This is a genomic window from Salipiger sp. IMCC34102, from assembly GCF_004145405.1.
Lineage (GTDB): Bacteria > Pseudomonadota > Alphaproteobacteria > Rhodobacterales > Rhodobacteraceae > Loktanella.
The window spans coordinates 518,119-532,123 of sequence record NZ_SELQ01000002.1 but is presented as its reverse complement, the minus strand read 5'-3'; the positions used below and the strand labels follow the sequence as shown (position 1 = coordinate 532,123).

Here is a 14,005-nt window from a genome sequence, read left to right as displayed (position 1 = left end):
CGCCCATGACCGTTCAGGATCGGGTCATCGCCATTCTCGCCGATCAGGCCCTGCTGGATCCCTCGGACGTGACGCTGGACGACACGCTCGAAAGCCTTGGGCTGGACAGCATGGGCCTGGTCGAGACCATCTTCGCGATCGAGGAGGCGTTCGACATCACCGTGCCCTTCAACGCCAATGCACCGCAGGAAAGCGGCTTCGATGTCTCCTCGGTCCGGTCCATCGTGGCAGCGGTGCAGGACCTTGCGACCCAACGGGCCTGAACGACCATGCGCCGGGTCGTCATCACCGGGGCGGGCACGATCAATCCGCTCGGGCGTTCGGTGCCGGAGACCTTCGACGCGATGCGCGCGGGCCGCTGCGCCATCGGACCGCTCGAACTCGAAGGGATCGAGCGGCTTTCCGTCAGGATTGGCGCGCAAATTGCAGGCTACGATCCGGCCGCCCGGTTCAGCCGGTCGCAACTGACGCTCTACGATCCCTTCACGCAATTCGCCCTGATCGCCGCCGCCGAGGCCGTGGCGCAGGCGGGGGATGCAGCGCTCGCCTCCGACCGGGCGGGCGTGGTGCTGGGCACCTCCGGCGGGGGATTGCAGACGCAGGACGGCAATTACCGCGCGGTTTACGAGGCGGGCAAGGACCGGGTGCCGCCGCTGGTCGTGCCGCGCCTGATGGCCAATGCCGCGGCCAGCCACCTGTCCATGACCTACGGGATCCGGGGCCCGGTCTCGACCGTGTCGACGGCCTGCGCCTCGTCCAACCACGCGATGGGACAGGCATTGGCCCTGATCCGCGCGGGCCAGGCAGACGTGATGCTGACCGGCGGGTCCGAGGCGATGCTGTGCTTCGGCGGGATCAAGGCCTGGGAGGGGCTTCGGGTCATGGCGCGCGACACCTGCCGCCCGTTCTCGGCGGATCGCACCGGGCTGGTGCAGGGCGAGGGGGCTGCGGTCTTCGTCTTCGAGGAGCGCGAGCGCGCCCTCGCGCGCGGGGCGAAGGTGCTGGCCGAAGTGGCGGGTTTTGCCGCGACCTCCGACGCGGGCGACATCCTGGCGCCGGACCCGGACGGGGCCGCGCGCGCCATGCGCGGCGCGCTGGCGGACGCAGGGCTGGCGCCGGAAGAGGTCGGTTACGTCAACGCGCACGGCACGGGCACGGCGGCCAACGACCGCTCCGAGACCGCCGCGATCCGCGCGGTCTTCGGCGCGCATGCCGACAGGTTGCGCGTCAGCGCGACGAAATCGATGCACGGCCATTTGATCGGTGCCGCGGGGGCGGTGGAGCTGCTGGCGTGCCTCATGGCCCTGAACGCGGGGGTGATCGCACCCACCGTGAACTACCGCGTGCCCGATCCGGACTGCGATCTGGACGTGGTGCCGAACGCGGCCGTGGAGGCGTCCGTCGAGGCGGTGCTGTCGAATGCCTTCGCCTTCGGCGGGCTGAATGCGGTTCTGGCTTTAAGGCAGGGGTAGGGGCAGAGCCGTGGTATTGACGCCGAGCCGGGCGTAGGGGCCGGACCCGCGGCGGGGCGCTGCCCCCGGGCCCTGCGGGCCTCCCCCGAGGTATTTTCGGCTGGAAGAAGCGGGGGACCCGCGCGAGGCCCCCCGACCCTGGTCTTACTGTTCGTTGACGCTCTCGAAGCCGGCGGTGAAGCCGGAAAGCGAGACGGTCAGCAGCACTTCCTGGTCAGGCGCGGCTGCGGGGACCATGCGCAGGGTGCCGGAGGCGCCGCGCTTCATCTGGTTCACTTCCGCCGCGGTGAAGCCCACGCGGGCCACGCAGCCGGCAGGGTTGCAGAAGGTGAAGGGGTAGGTTTTCGGTTCACCGTTGTCGATCGACAGGCGCAGGTTCGCGGTCAGCAGCGTTTCGAGCGGGACGACGATGGTCGCACCGGCCGCGGCTTCGCCACCGGGGGGCAGGGGGAAGGTGCTGAACTCCGCGACCGCGTTGCCCTCTTCATCCATCAGCAACTGGTAGAGCTGGCAGGGATCGTCCTCGCCCGGTTCGGCGCGCAGGCAGCGCAGGGCCCAATCGCCGAACTCATCGCGTATGTAGGGCTGGCCCGGGCGCGGAGCGGCAGGCTCGGCGGTCGCGGCCTGATCGGTGCCCGTGGCGGCGTCGGGCGCGTCGGCCGTCTCGGGCGTCGGGGCAGGGGTTTCGTCGGTCGGCGCGGTCTCGGTCCCGGTGGCCGGCGCGGTCTCGGCCTGAGGTGCGGGATCTGCGGCGGGCGCTTCGGTGGTCGGGACGGTCGTCTCGGTCTCGGCCTCGGTGCCTTCGGTCTGCGCGAGCAGCGGTTGGGCGGTCAGCAGTACAGAGAGAAGGGCGGTGGGAATGGTCTTGAGCATCTCGAACCTCTTGGCGATGTATTGAACCGGGACGTAGCATGACGCGACCGGGATTCCAGCGTCGACGCGCGCTTCGGCCAAGAAGAAAGGGACCCCAAAAGGTCCCTTTCCCAAACTCCCTGCCGGACGTTGCCGACGAATTGGGGTGACGCTAGGCCAAGGATTTTGTCACGTCAACGCGAAATAATCGGGGCCCTCGAAGATTGCACTTGCGCCCGCCCGAGCGCGGGGCGGAGGAAATTCGAGGCTTCCACCGATTTCGGCCGCCCCTTAAGTTGAAACGGCCAGCAAACGCGAAGGACAGCCAGTGACGGATCGAATTTTCATCGGGGGCGGCGGTCCGGAGTACGGCACGCCGCAATACCTGCTTTTGGACAAGGCGAACCGCCACGGGCTGATCGCGGGGGCCACCGGGACCGGCAAGACCGTGACGCTGCAGATCCTGGCGGAAGGGTTCTCTGCCCAGGGCGTGCCGGTGTTCCTGTCGGATGTGAAGGGCGATCTGTCCGGACTGGCCGCCGCCGGGCGCGCCGATTTCAAGCTGCACGAGGCCTTCCTCAACCGGGCTGAGACCATTGGGCTGGACTTGGCCTACGCGGCCTTTCCGGTGACCTTCTGGGACCTGCTGGGGGAACAGGGGCACCCGGTGCGGGCCACCGTGGCCGAGATGGGGCCGCTCCTGCTCAGTCGTCTGCTGAACCTCACGGACGCACAGGAAGGGGTGATGAACGTGGCCTTCCGCGTGGCCGACGAGGAAGGCCTTGCCTTGCTCGACCTCAAGGATCTGAGGGCGCTGCTGGTCTGGGTCGGCCAGACCGCGAAGGACCTGTCGCTGGCTTACGGCAACGTGGCGACCGCCTCGGTGGGGGCGATCCAGCGGCAGCTTCTGGTGCTGGAGAACCAGGGCGGTGGCAGCCTGTTCGGCGAACCGGCATTGCAGCTTTCGGACATGATCCGCCGTGATGACGACGGGCGGGGCATGATCAACATCCTGGCGGCGGACCGCCTGATGGCGTCGCCCGCGCTTTACGCGACCTTCCTGCTGTGGCTGTTGTCGGAACTGTTCGAGACACTGCCGGAAGTCGGCAATCCCGAAAAGCCCACGCTCGTCTTCTTCTTCGACGAGGCACACCTGCTGTTCGATGATGCCCCCAAGGCGCTGGTCGACAAGGTCGAGCAGGTGGCGCGGCTGATCCGGTCGAAGGGGGTGGGTGTCTTCTTCGTCACGCAGAATCCCGATGACGTGCCCGACGACGTGCTGGGACAGATCGGCAACCGGGTGCAGCACGCGCTGCGCAGTTTCACCGACCGCGACCGCCGCGCGCTGGAGAAGGCGGCGGAAACCTATCGCGCGAACCCGGTCTTCGATACCGCCGAGGCGATCCAGCAGGTGGGAACCGGAGAGGCGGTCACCTCGATGCTGGATGCGGAGGGCGCGCCGGGAGTGGTGGAGCGGACGCTGATCCGACCGCCCGCATCGCAACTGGGACCGATAGACGCCGAAACCCGAAGCAAGCTTATGGCAACCAACCCGATGCAGGCGAAATACAAGAACGCCATCGACCGGGAGAGCGCTTTCGAGATGCTGCGCGCGCGGGCGGACACGGCCGCGCGGGAGGCGCGACAGGCTGAGGCTAGGGAAGAAAACGCCGAGGCCGAGGAACGCGCCTACCGCAAGGCCCGACGCTACGAGGGACCTCGATCGGGGCGGTCCGCGTCGCGGACGACGAAAGAGCACGGCATCGGCGAGGCCATCACGTCCGTCGTGATCAAGGAGCTGAAGGGCACGACCGGGCGACGCATCGTGCGTGGCATCCTGGGCGGTCTCTTCAAGGGGCGATAGGTTCGGGAGGGGGCGCTGCCCCCGCCGCCCCCTGGGCGGCCCCCCCGGAGTTTACCTGGCCAGATGAATGGGCTGGTGCGCCGCGTTTACAGCGGCCGGATGTTAAGGAGCGAGACCCGGTTGTCGTCCTTCTCGATCACCTCGAAGCGGAAGCCGTGGAAGCTAAAGACCTGGCCTTCGAGCGGGATGATCTGCGCTTCGTGGATGACGAGGCCCGCGACGGTGTTCGCCTCGTCGTCGGGCAGGTTCCAGTCGTGGGCGCGGTTGAGGTCGCGGATCGTCATCGACCCGTCCACGAGGTAGCCGCCGTCGGCCGTCGTCTCGAAGGTGTAGTCGTCTTCGGTGTCGTGTTCGTCGGAGATTTCACCGACGATCTCTTCGAGGATGTCTTCCAGCGTCAGCAGGCCCTGCAGCGCGCCGTATTCGTCCACCACGAGCGCGAAGTGGGTCTTGCGCTTGAGGAACTGGCGCATCTGATCGTCGAGCGTCGTGGTTTCCGGCACGAAGTAGGGCGGCATCGCCACGTCCATGATGTCGACCCGGGTCACGCCGTCGGACAGCTTCGCGCCATCGGCCTGAACATCGTGCATGGCGCGCAGCAGGTCCTTGGCGTGGATCACGCCGACGATGTTTTCCGGGTCGTCGCGGTAGAGCGGCAGCCGCGTATGGGCGGAACTCAGGCACTGGCGCAGGATGTCGGCGGCGGGCTGGTCGGCGTCGATCATCTCAATCCCCGAGCGGTGCAGCATGACCTCTTCCACCGTCCGTTCGATCAGGTCGAGCGCGCCCAGGATACGGTCGCGATCCTCCTTCTCGACGACGCCTTCGGAGTGGCCCAGGTGCAGCGCGCCCGCGATCTCTTCCCGGACGGCGAGGATCTGGCTGTCGGGATCGGTCTGCACGCCGAAGATCCGCAGCACGCCGCGCACCAGATAGCGCACCGCCGTCACGATGGGCGAGAAGGCGATGACCACCAGCCGGATCGGCCGCGCGACGAGGCTGGCCGTCGTCTCGGGGTTGGTGATGGCGTAGGTCTTCGGCAGCACCTCGGCGAAGATCAGCACGAGAAGGGTCATCACGAGCGTCGCGACCGCCACGCCGTTCGCCCCGAAGACGGACGTCAGCAGCGCGGTCGCCAGCGAGGTGGCGAGGATGTTGACCACGTTGTTGCCGAGCAGGACCGAGCCGATCAGCCGCTCGTTGTCCTCCGTCACGGCGAGCGCGTTGGCCGCGCCCTTGTTGCCGCGGTCCGCGGCGGCGCGCAGCTTGCCGCGAGAGGCCGCCGTCAGCGCGGTTTCTGAACCGGAGAAGAAGCCCGAAAGGACCAGCAGGATGAGGATTGCCGCGGCGGTCAGCCAGAAGGCAGGGTCAAAGAGCGTCTGATCGCTCGGCAGGGGGTCCATCGGGGGCCTTTTTGTCGTTGTCGACCGCAAGATATGGCCTTGTGGGCCGGGGGTTCAAGCCTTGGCGGCGGTTTGCGCCAGAGGATGATGCGTCAGCACCAGTTCGGAGAGGGTCTCGTCCAGGACGTGGGTGTAGATCTCGGTCGTGGCGACGTCGGCGTGGCCCAGCATGATCTGGATCGCGCGCAGGTCCGCGCCGCCCGCCAGCAGATGCGTCGCGAAGGCGTGACGCATGGTGTGCGGCGTCACGTCGGCGGGATCGATCCCGGCGACCGCGGCCAGTTCCTTGATCAGGGTGAAGAACCGCTGCCGCGTCATGTGCCCCGCCTTGCCGCGTGCGGGAAAGAGCGCCTTCGATTCCGGGTGTCCGTCCTTCACGCGGGCCGCCTCGATCGCGTCGCGGGCGGCAAGCCAGTTGCGCACCGCCATGCGCGCGGGCGGGGAGAGGGGCACCAGCCGCTCCTTGCCGCCCTTGCCGCGCACCAGCAGCATGCGCGGGTCGCCGCGGGCCGCGCTGACGGGCAGGCTGACCAGTTCGGTCACGCGCATTCCGGTGGCGTAGAGCAGCTCCATCAGACAGGTGTTGCGCACCGCGTCGGCCCCACTGTCGCGGGCGGCCTGCAACAGGCGCGCCACCTGCGCGACGCTCAGGGTCTTGGGCAGGGTCTTTGCCTTGCCGGGGCCGCGAATGCGGATCGCGGGATTGTCCGCCCGCCAGCCTTCCTCGAAGGCGAACCGGTAGAGCTGCCGGATCGCCGACAGCCGGCGCGCGCGGGTGGCCCGTGCCAGGCCCTGCGCGTCGCAGTCGATCAGGTAGCCTTCCACGTCGTCCTGCGTGGCTTTGGCGAAGTCGAGGTCCTTGTCCGACAGCCAATCCGCGAAGTCGTTGAGGTCACGGGCGTAGGCCAGCTGGGTGTTGCGCGCCGCATCCAGTTCCGCGGCCTGCGCCGCGACGAAGGTCTGGATCCACCGCCCCATGCCGGCCGGTGCGGTCACGTCGGTCGATCCAGCAGCAAAAGCTCGACCGCCGCTTGTCGCGCCAATTCGTCGAGGCCCACGGCCCGCAAGGTCAGAAGTCCTTCGGTGATCGCCGTCACATCGCCCGCGGCACCGGCGTTGAGCTGGTCGATCGTCTCGATCAAGGTTTCGCCCGCCAGGTCCGAGGACACCTCCGGCGGGGCGGTGGTGAAGGCCGCGACGATGGCCTCCTCGGTGCTGGTTTCCGGCGCGACCGCGGCGGGATCGCCGGTCAGCAGGGCCGCGATCAGGGGCGGCGTGCCTTCGGTCGCGCGGCCCGCGAGGTTGTGCATCCGCCGCGCGATATCCTGCGCGGGGCCCGAAAGGTCCGGCAGGTCCTCGGCGAACAACTCGGCCAGAAGTGGCTCCGACCGGGTCGCGCGGGCGGCGTCCCAGGCGGCGGGCAGGGTGGCCGAGATGGCGTCCGCATCCGTGATGCGCACCGCGGCGTTCAGGTCCTGCAGGGCCGACATCCGGTCCCATACACCGCCCGACGCCGATGGCCTGCGCGTGAGGAAGATCTCCGCCAGTTGCGGCGCGGCCAATGCGCCACGGGCGGCCAGGCGCTCGGCGGCTTCGGCGCGGGTCTTCAGGCCGACGGTGTCCGCGAGGTCGGCATGGGCGAATGCAAGCGGCAGCCGGAACGTCGGGATGCCTTCGCCGATCGCCTGCATCATGCGGAAGGTCAGCGGGGTCACCCGTTCGGGCGGGCGCGGTGGGCCTTCGCCTTCGAAAAGCTCGGGGTCGAGGAACCGCAGTAGAAGTTCCTCGTCGGCCTGCGACAGATCCCCCAGCGCGCGGTGTGTGTTGAGCGTCAGCGCGGCCCCGGGCCAGTCGCCGGCGCGGGCCTGGCAGAAGATGCGCGCGGGCACCGCGGGGGCCAGGGTCGGGGTTGCCTGCATCGCGGAGCAGGCGCGGTCCTCCGCCCCGGTCAGCAGGGCCACGTCGAACCAGCGGCGGAAGATCTCGGGCGTGTGGGTGCCGTCGACCGCGTCGAGAAGCGCCTGCGCGGGATCCAGTCGGCCCTGGTTCAGCAGCGTGTCGATCCGCGCGACCAGCAGGTCGGAGGCCGCCCCGGCGGAGGGTTCGGCCTGGGTGAGCAGAAGGCGCACCAGCAGATCCTGGGTCGCGGGCAGGGTGGGATCCTCGATCCGGGCCAGCAGGTCGAGCAGTCGATCGGGGTCGCTGCCGCGCCACATCTCCGCCGGCAGGCCCGAAACCTCTGGCGTCATCGCCCCCGCGGCGCCCAGACCCGACGCGCCCAGCACCGTGGTGGTGACTTGCGGTGTCCTGACGCCGGAACTGGTTCCGGGTTCGGCAAGATCGGGCGCGATGCGCGTGGAGGACGAAGGCGCGGGCCCGGGGGCCGACGTCTCCACCGAGCGGGACAGCCAGTCGATGGCCGACAGCGGTGCGCCCTCCTGCGCCACTGCCTGCAAGGGCAACGCAAGGGTCAAGGTGGCAAGAATGCGGACCGTGCGGGTCAATCTTCGCCCAACGTGACCGGAAGATTCCGTTCGGTTCCGGGGGCCGCGAAGTCGTCGGGGAAGAAGATCGGCCCGACATAGGCATAGGCCACCAGCGCCACCCCGGCGAGGATCGCAAGGAGGATCAGAAACTTGATCAGTCGCCACATCAATTCAGGTCCGTCATAAATTTGCCCCGCACGCGTGGCGGGTTCGCTTCGCTTATAACTGGCCTTTCCGGCAAGATCACGCCATTCAGGAGCACAAATGAAAATCGGGCGGCAGTCGGCCTGCCGCGCCAGACCACCGGACTTCCTCATGACGCTGGCCCACGACCAATCCCATCCCATGCGCGCGGTTCTGCACCGCCCGGTGGTGATGGTCGGCATGATGGGATCGGGCAAGACCGCCATCGGGCGGGCGCTCTCGGCGCGACTGGGGGTGGAATTCGCCGACAGCGACGCCGAGATCGAGATGGCGGCCAACGCCTCGATCGCCGAAATCTTCGAACGCGACGGAGAGACCTTCTTCCGCCGGCGCGAGGAGGAGGTCATCGCCCGCCTGATGCGGGCCCGCCCGATGATCCTGTCGACGGGCGGCGGCGCCTTTCTGGCCTCGGGGACGCAGGGGACCATCGCGCGTCTGGGGGTGGCGCTGTGGCTGGACGCACCGCTCGATCTGTTGTGGGAGCGGGTCCGCCACAAGGATACCCGTCCGCTCTTGCGCACGTCGGACCCGCTGGCCACGCTGACCCGGATCCACCGGGCGCGCACGCCCGTCTATGCCAAGGCGGCGCTGCGCTTGTCGGTCCAGCCCCATGCCAGCATCGAGACCACGACCCAGCAGGCCGTGGACCTGCTGACGACCCGACCCGACATCCTGGAGATTCAACCGTGATCAACACCGTCCCCGTCGCCTTGCCCGGTCGCGCCTACGACGTGCTGATCGGGCCGGGGCTGCTGGCCGAGGCCGGCCCGCGCATCGCGGCCCTAGGCGGGCGGCGGCACGTGGCGATCCTGACGGACGAGACGGTGGGACAGTTGCACCTGGCCCCGTTGCAGGCCGCCTTGCGTGCGGCGGGTCTGACCAGTGCGGCCCTGGCGCTGCCCGCGGGCGAGGCCACGAAAGGCTGGCCGCAGTTGCAGCGCAGCGTGGATTGGTTGCTGGACCAGAAGGTCGAGCGTGGCGACGTGATCGTGGCGCTTGGCGGCGGCGTCATCGGGGATCTGGCCGGGTTCGCCGCGGCGATCCTGCGGCGGGGGGTGCGCTTCGTGCAGGTGCCCACGACGCTTCTGGCCCAGGTCGACAGTTCCGTCGGCGGCAAGACCGGGATCAACGCGGCCCAGGGCAAGAACCTGATCGGTGCGTTCCACCAGCCCAGCCTCGTGCTGGCGGACACGGACCTTCTGGACACCTTGCCGCGACGCGATTTCCTCGCAGGCTACGGCGAGGTGGTGAAATACGGGCTGCTGGGGGATGCGGACTTCTTCGGCTGGCTCGAGGCGAACGCAGCCGCGATGGCCGAAGGCGATGCGGCGGCGCGGGTGCGCGCGGTCACCCGTTCGGTCGAGATGAAGGCCGAGATCGTCCTGCGCGACGAACGCGAGGCCGGGGACCGGGCGCTCTTGAACCTGGGCCATACCTTCTGCCACGCGCTGGAGAAGGCGACCGGCTATTCCGACCGTCTGCTGCACGGCGAAGGCGTGGCGATCGGCTGTGCGCTCGCCTTCGCGCTGTCGGCCCGGCTGGGGCTTTGCGCGCAGGAAGAGCCCAGCCGGGTGCGGGCCCACCTGCAGGCGCTTGGGATGAAACGCGACATCCGCGACATCCCCGACGATCTGCCGGAGGCCGAGGTCCTTCTCGATCTGATGGGGCAGGACAAGAAGGTGCAGGACGGCGTGCTGCGCTTCATCCTCGCCCGCGGGATCGGGGCGGCCTTCGTGACGTCGGAGGTGCCGCGCGATGCCGTGCTGGAGGTGCTGCGCGAAAGCGCCTGACCGGGGGGCCCGGGGGCGGGGCAAATGGCCCTCCTTCGGCCGAGGAACTTGGCCTTCGGGACGGCGGACTGGCCTGCCTTCTCCCAAATCTGGGGCCTGAAACAAAGGACGCCGCGCCCGAGGGCGCGGCGACGTGAGGCTTCGTCTGGTACAAGCTTAGAACGGGATTTCGTCGTCCATGTCGCGGGACCCGCCGCCACCGGAAGAGCTGCCGCCGTATCCGCCGCCGCTGTCGCCGTACCCGCCACCGGAGGAGCCGCCGCCGTGTCCGCCGCTGTCCCCACCGTAGCCGCCACCGCCACCGCCGCCGCCGTCACGACCGTCGAGCATCGTGAGCTCCGAGCGGTAGGGCCGCAGCACGACTTCGGTGCTGTAGCGGTCCTGACCGTTCTGGTCCTGCCATTTGCGGGTTTCGAGCTGGCCTTCGATATAGACCTTGGAGCCCTTGCGAAGGTACTGCTCTGCCACCCGGGCGAGGGGTTCCGAGAAGATCGCGACGGAGTGCCACTCGGTCTTCTCGCGGCGTTCGCCGGATTGCTTGTCCTTCCAGGTCTCCGACGTGGCGATCCGCAGGTTGCAGACCTTGCCGCCGTTCTGGAACGACCGAACCTCCGGGTCGCGGCCCAGATTTCCGATCAGGATGACCTTGTTCACCGATCCCGCCATGATGTCCCCTTGCGATTCGCGTTTTCCGTCTTGTGACAGATTTGGTGAGCAAGGTTAACAGGGCCTGAACCGCAACGGGTGCCACGAAAGGCGAATCGGGGTAGGGTGCCCGCGACCTTGTTCCGGAGCCGTTTGCCCATGCGCCTGTTGTCCGTCACGATCGCCTTCGGCCTCGCCGTATCCGCCGCGCAGGCACAAAGCGTATCGACCTCCGGTCGCACCCAGCTTTTCCAAAGCCAGCTCAACGTGCTCGATCGGCGGGCGGCGACGCAGTATTCGAATTCGGTAGGCCTGCAACCGCCCAAGGCGATCGTGCCGCAGCTTGCACCGACCGTGCCGGCCTATACCGGGCGCCACGGTGGCGTCTGGCTGGAGCCCGCGCGCGCCGCGGCGCGCCGGCACGGGATCCCCGAGGATCTCTTCGCGCGCCTCGTACAGCAGGAATCGGGGTGGAACGTCGCGGCGATCTCCTCGAAGGGGGCGATCGGGCTGGCGCAATTGATGCCGGGAACGGCGCAACTGATGGGCGTCGATCCCTACGACCCGGCACAGAACCTGGACGGCGGGGCGCGCTACCTCGCGATCCAGTACCGGACCTTCGGCAATTGGCCCCATGCGCTGGCGGCCTACAATGCCGGGCCCGGCGCGGTGCAGCGCCACGGCGGCATCCCACCCTATGCCGAGACGCGCAACTACGTCGCGCGGATCTGGGGCAGCAGCTGAGTTGCGCTCAGCTTGCCTTCGCCTTGATCTCCCGCGCGACGGAGGAGACGTCGGGATCCTTGAGGCGCGGCACGATGCGATACATCGCGTTGACGAACATGAAGAGCGCGAAGCCCAGCAGGCCGAGGCACATCGCCGTCACCAGAAGCTGGCCATAGGTCTGCTGCGACAGCCAGCCGAAGGCCTTGTCCAGACCGCCCGCGTCGGAGCCGTCGCTGGTGCGGGCCGCGCGCAGGATCAGGTAGCCGATGATCAGCACCGTCGCCCCCTGGGCCGCGACACCGGCACGTAGAACCTGGTTCCAGTTCATGGTGAAATGGTTCGCGCGCAGGACCTGCAGGTATTTCTGCGACCATGCCTTGTGCAGGTAATAGACCCCGGCACCCATGGTCACGACGCCCGCGATGCCGACCACCCAGTTGCCGCCGGGCATGGCCATGAGCTGGTTGAGGTAATAGGCCGTCTTGGACCCGCCGCTACCGCCGCCACTGCTGAGCATCAGCGACACCGTCAGTACGCCCAGCGCGCCGTGGATGAGGCCCGTGACCGCCTGCCCGATCCGCGCGGCGATGCCCTTGGCGTCGGTGCCCTTGTCCTCGAGATCGAAGTACGCATCGATCAGCCGCCAGATCATGTAGGCGAAAAGCCCGAGCGCTACGAGCGTCAACAGGATCTTGCCGAAGGGGGAGCTTTCGACCGCGGCAAGCGCGTCCGACGTGCCCTGGGCCTGCCCCCCGCGCCAGATCGCGAAGAGGGAGATCCCCGCCACGATGACGTAGACCAGGCCCCGGCCGGCATAACCTGTGCGCATGACGGGCATGGCCCAGTCCAAGGAACGCTCTGACATGTTCATCCTTTCACAATATTCGACGGCCCAATTCACCAACCCGTGATTTCGTTCCATCGGCCGCGTTTGCTTCCCTTCGCGCGCGTGACATATGGCAGTCCACGGGAGATTTTATGCTGTCATCACTGCGTTACCGATTGAACCGCCTGTTTCGGGAAATCTGGGTGCCGATCGGCGCCTATGCCGCCTCGGGCGTGCTGGCGGCGGGCGTGGCTTGGGTGCTGCGCGGTACGATCCCCGACACCTGGGTGTTCAAGATCGGGGCCGACGCGATCGACAGCATCCTCAACATCCTTGCATCCTCGATGCTGGCGGTGACGACATTCTCGCTGTCGATCATGCTGTCGGCATTCTCCTCCGCCTCCAGCACGGCCACCCCGCGCGCCTTCACGCTCCTCAAGGAGGACCACACCGCCCAGCAGGTGCTGGCGAGCTTCATCGGGGCCTTCATCTTCAGCCTGGTGGGGATCATCAGCCTGCAGGTCGGGATCTACGGCGACGGCGGGCGCGTGATCCTGTTCGTGGCGACCCTGCTGGTGCTGACGCTGATCATCGTGAACCTCGTGCGCTGGATCGGGCACCTGACGGATTTCGGTCGCCTGGGCGATACCGTCAGCCGGGTGGAGGAGGCGACGCTTGCCGCCATCGCGCGGCGGCTGGAGGAACCCTGGCTTGGCGCCCGGCCGATGCGCGGCCGCCTGCCCGAGGGTGTCGTGCCGGTGCAGGGGGGCGAGGCGGGTCACATCAACTTCATCAACATCGGTTATCTGGACAGCTGCGCTGAAGCGGCGGGCGCCACGATCTACCTCGATATGCTGCCCGGCGAGTTCCGGTCCGTCGGAACGCCCATCGCCTATGTCGCCGGCGGGCCGGTGGGGCCGGAGTTCGACGATCTGCTCGACGATATACGCTCGAGCGTCGAGATCTCGATGGTGCGCAGCTTCGACCAGGATCCCCGGTTCGGCATCATCGCCCTGTCCGAGATCGCCAGCCGCGCGCTGTCGCCGGCGGTCAACGATCCCGGCACCGCCATCGACGTGATCCGGCGGCTGACACGGGTTCTGGGCCAGTGGGACCAGCCCGCCGAGCCCGACATCACCTACCCCCATGTGTTCATCCGCAGCCTCGAGGTGCGGGATCTGATGCGCGATGCCTTCATGGCCATCGCGCGCGACGGGGCCGGGATCTACGAGGTCCAGATCACGCTGCAACGCAGCCTTCTGGCCCTGACCGCCTTGCAGCCCGGCATCTTCGGAGGACCCGCCGCCAACCAGTCGGACCGGGCGATGCAGCACGCGAAGGATGCCTTGCGGATCGAGGCCGACGTGACACACCTGCAAGAGATCGCCGACGAGATCGCGGCGACCGCGCGGGCCTGGCAGGAGCGGGGTCTGCTGGGGCGGATCTGAGCCGCTTCGGCCATCATCTGAAGACCTGCGGCTATCTGGCGGTCGGGTTCGGTCAAGGGCTTGCAAGGGTCGCCTGAAACGCCGCCGGTGCCGGAGCGATGGATCCGGGCGGCGTGTTTCGGGGGTGAATGATCGACCCGCGCGCGTGCGGGGCGGGCAGGACCGGGGGCGCTGCCGCCAAACCCCCGAGGTATTTCTGGCAAGAATAAGCTGGGTTGCCTGCAAGGAATGGCGGTCGGCGTGCGCCGGATAAGCAGCGATGGGAGGGCCGCTTTATCCGTGGCAGCGC

Annotated in this window: 14 protein-coding genes; 7 read left to right on the top strand and 7 right to left on the bottom strand. The window is 68.2% G+C overall.

Annotation, left to right across the window (positions count from 1 at the left end):
- Window positions 1–5: 5 nt before the first annotated feature.
- Window positions 6–263: an acyl carrier protein gene (locus EU805_RS06905; protein WP_129763212.1), complete on the top strand. Its 258-nt coding sequence runs from the start codon at window positions 6–8 to the stop codon at window positions 261–263.
- 6 nt (window positions 264–269) lie between these two features.
- Complete coding sequence (locus EU805_RS06900; protein WP_129763211.1) at window positions 270–1,472, top strand: beta-ketoacyl synthase; 1,203 nt, start codon at window positions 270–272, stop codon at window positions 1,470–1,472.
- 144 nt (window positions 1,473–1,616) lie between these two features.
- On the opposite strand, the gene EU805_RS06895 is transcribed toward EU805_RS06900, so the two are convergent.
- Window positions 1,617–2,345 (bottom strand): invasion associated locus B family protein, encoded by a 729-nt coding sequence (locus EU805_RS06895; protein ID WP_129763210.1) that lies wholly within the window; start codon window positions 2,343–2,345, stop codon window positions 1,617–1,619.
- Between the two features lie 307 nt (window positions 2,346–2,652).
- Here EU805_RS06895 and EU805_RS06890 point away from each other — a divergent pair, with 307 nt between their 5' ends.
- Window positions 2,653–4,188 carry a helicase HerA-like domain-containing protein gene (locus tag EU805_RS06890; protein ID WP_129763209.1) on the top strand — a complete coding sequence of 512 codons (1,536 nt, stop codon included), beginning with the start codon at window positions 2,653–2,655 and terminating at the stop codon, window positions 4,186–4,188.
- An 86-nt stretch (window positions 4,189–4,274) separates the two neighbouring features.
- Here EU805_RS06890 and EU805_RS06885 read toward each other — a convergent pair whose 3' ends face one another.
- From EU805_RS06885 to EU805_RS06870, 4 genes are read right to left on the bottom strand one after another with little or no spacing between them, the layout of a single operon-like run.
- Window positions 4,275–5,591 (bottom strand): HlyC/CorC family transporter, encoded by a 1,317-nt coding sequence (locus EU805_RS06885; RefSeq protein WP_129763208.1) that lies wholly within the window; start codon window positions 5,589–5,591, stop codon window positions 4,275–4,277.
- A gap of 54 nt (window positions 5,592–5,645) precedes the next feature.
- Window positions 5,646–6,587, bottom strand: coding sequence for a site-specific tyrosine recombinase XerD (locus EU805_RS06880; protein WP_370318177.1), 942 nt, complete (start codon window positions 6,585–6,587; stop codon window positions 5,646–5,648).
- A complete protein-coding gene (locus tag EU805_RS06875) occupies window positions 6,584–8,095 on the bottom strand; it encodes a hypothetical protein (protein ID WP_129763207.1) in 1,512 nt (503 codons plus the stop codon). Before EU805_RS06875 ends, EU805_RS06880 begins: the two co-directional genes overlap by 4 nt.
- Entirely contained in the window at window positions 8,092–8,394 is a 303-nt protein-coding gene (locus EU805_RS06870) for a hypothetical protein (protein WP_129763206.1), read from the bottom strand. Before EU805_RS06870 ends, EU805_RS06875 begins: the two co-directional genes overlap by 4 nt.
- Here EU805_RS06870 and EU805_RS06865 point away from each other — a divergent pair.
- Together EU805_RS06865 and aroB are read left to right on the top strand one after the other, a co-directional pair.
- A complete protein-coding gene (locus tag EU805_RS06865; protein ID WP_129763205.1) occupies window positions 8,393–8,971 on the top strand; it encodes a shikimate kinase in 579 nt (192 codons plus the stop codon). The two genes, EU805_RS06870 and EU805_RS06865, sit on opposite strands and share 2 nt — an antisense overlap.
- Entirely contained in the window at window positions 8,968–10,071 is a 1,104-nt protein-coding gene (gene aroB, locus EU805_RS06860; RefSeq protein WP_129763204.1) for a 3-dehydroquinate synthase, read from the top strand. Before EU805_RS06865 ends, aroB begins: the two co-directional genes overlap by 4 nt.
- A 156-nt stretch (window positions 10,072–10,227) precedes the next feature.
- Here aroB and ssb read toward each other — a convergent pair whose 3' ends face one another.
- A complete protein-coding gene (gene ssb, locus EU805_RS06855; protein WP_129763203.1) occupies window positions 10,228–10,737 on the bottom strand; it encodes a single-stranded DNA-binding protein in 510 nt (169 codons plus the stop codon).
- A gap of 138 nt (window positions 10,738–10,875) precedes the next feature.
- Between ssb and EU805_RS06850 the strand changes: the two genes are divergently transcribed.
- The gene (locus EU805_RS06850; protein ID WP_129763202.1) at window positions 10,876–11,460 is read left to right on the top strand and encodes a lytic transglycosylase domain-containing protein; all 585 of its coding nucleotides are present in this window, start codon (window positions 10,876–10,878) and stop codon (window positions 11,458–11,460) included.
- A 7-nt stretch (window positions 11,461–11,467) separates the two neighbouring features.
- Here EU805_RS06850 and EU805_RS06845 read toward each other — a convergent pair whose 3' ends face one another.
- Window positions 11,468–12,307, bottom strand: a complete 840-nt coding sequence (locus EU805_RS06845) for a DUF1206 domain-containing protein (RefSeq protein ID WP_129763201.1) — start codon at window positions 12,305–12,307, stop codon at window positions 11,468–11,470.
- A 113-nt stretch (window positions 12,308–12,420) separates the two neighbouring features.
- On the opposite strand from EU805_RS06845, the gene EU805_RS06840 reads away from it, so the two are divergent.
- On the top strand, window positions 12,421–13,716 hold the full coding sequence (locus EU805_RS06840) for a DUF2254 domain-containing protein (RefSeq protein WP_129763200.1): 1,296 nt from the start codon (window positions 12,421–12,423) through the stop codon (window positions 13,714–13,716).
- Window positions 13,717–14,005 lie beyond the last annotated feature (289 nt).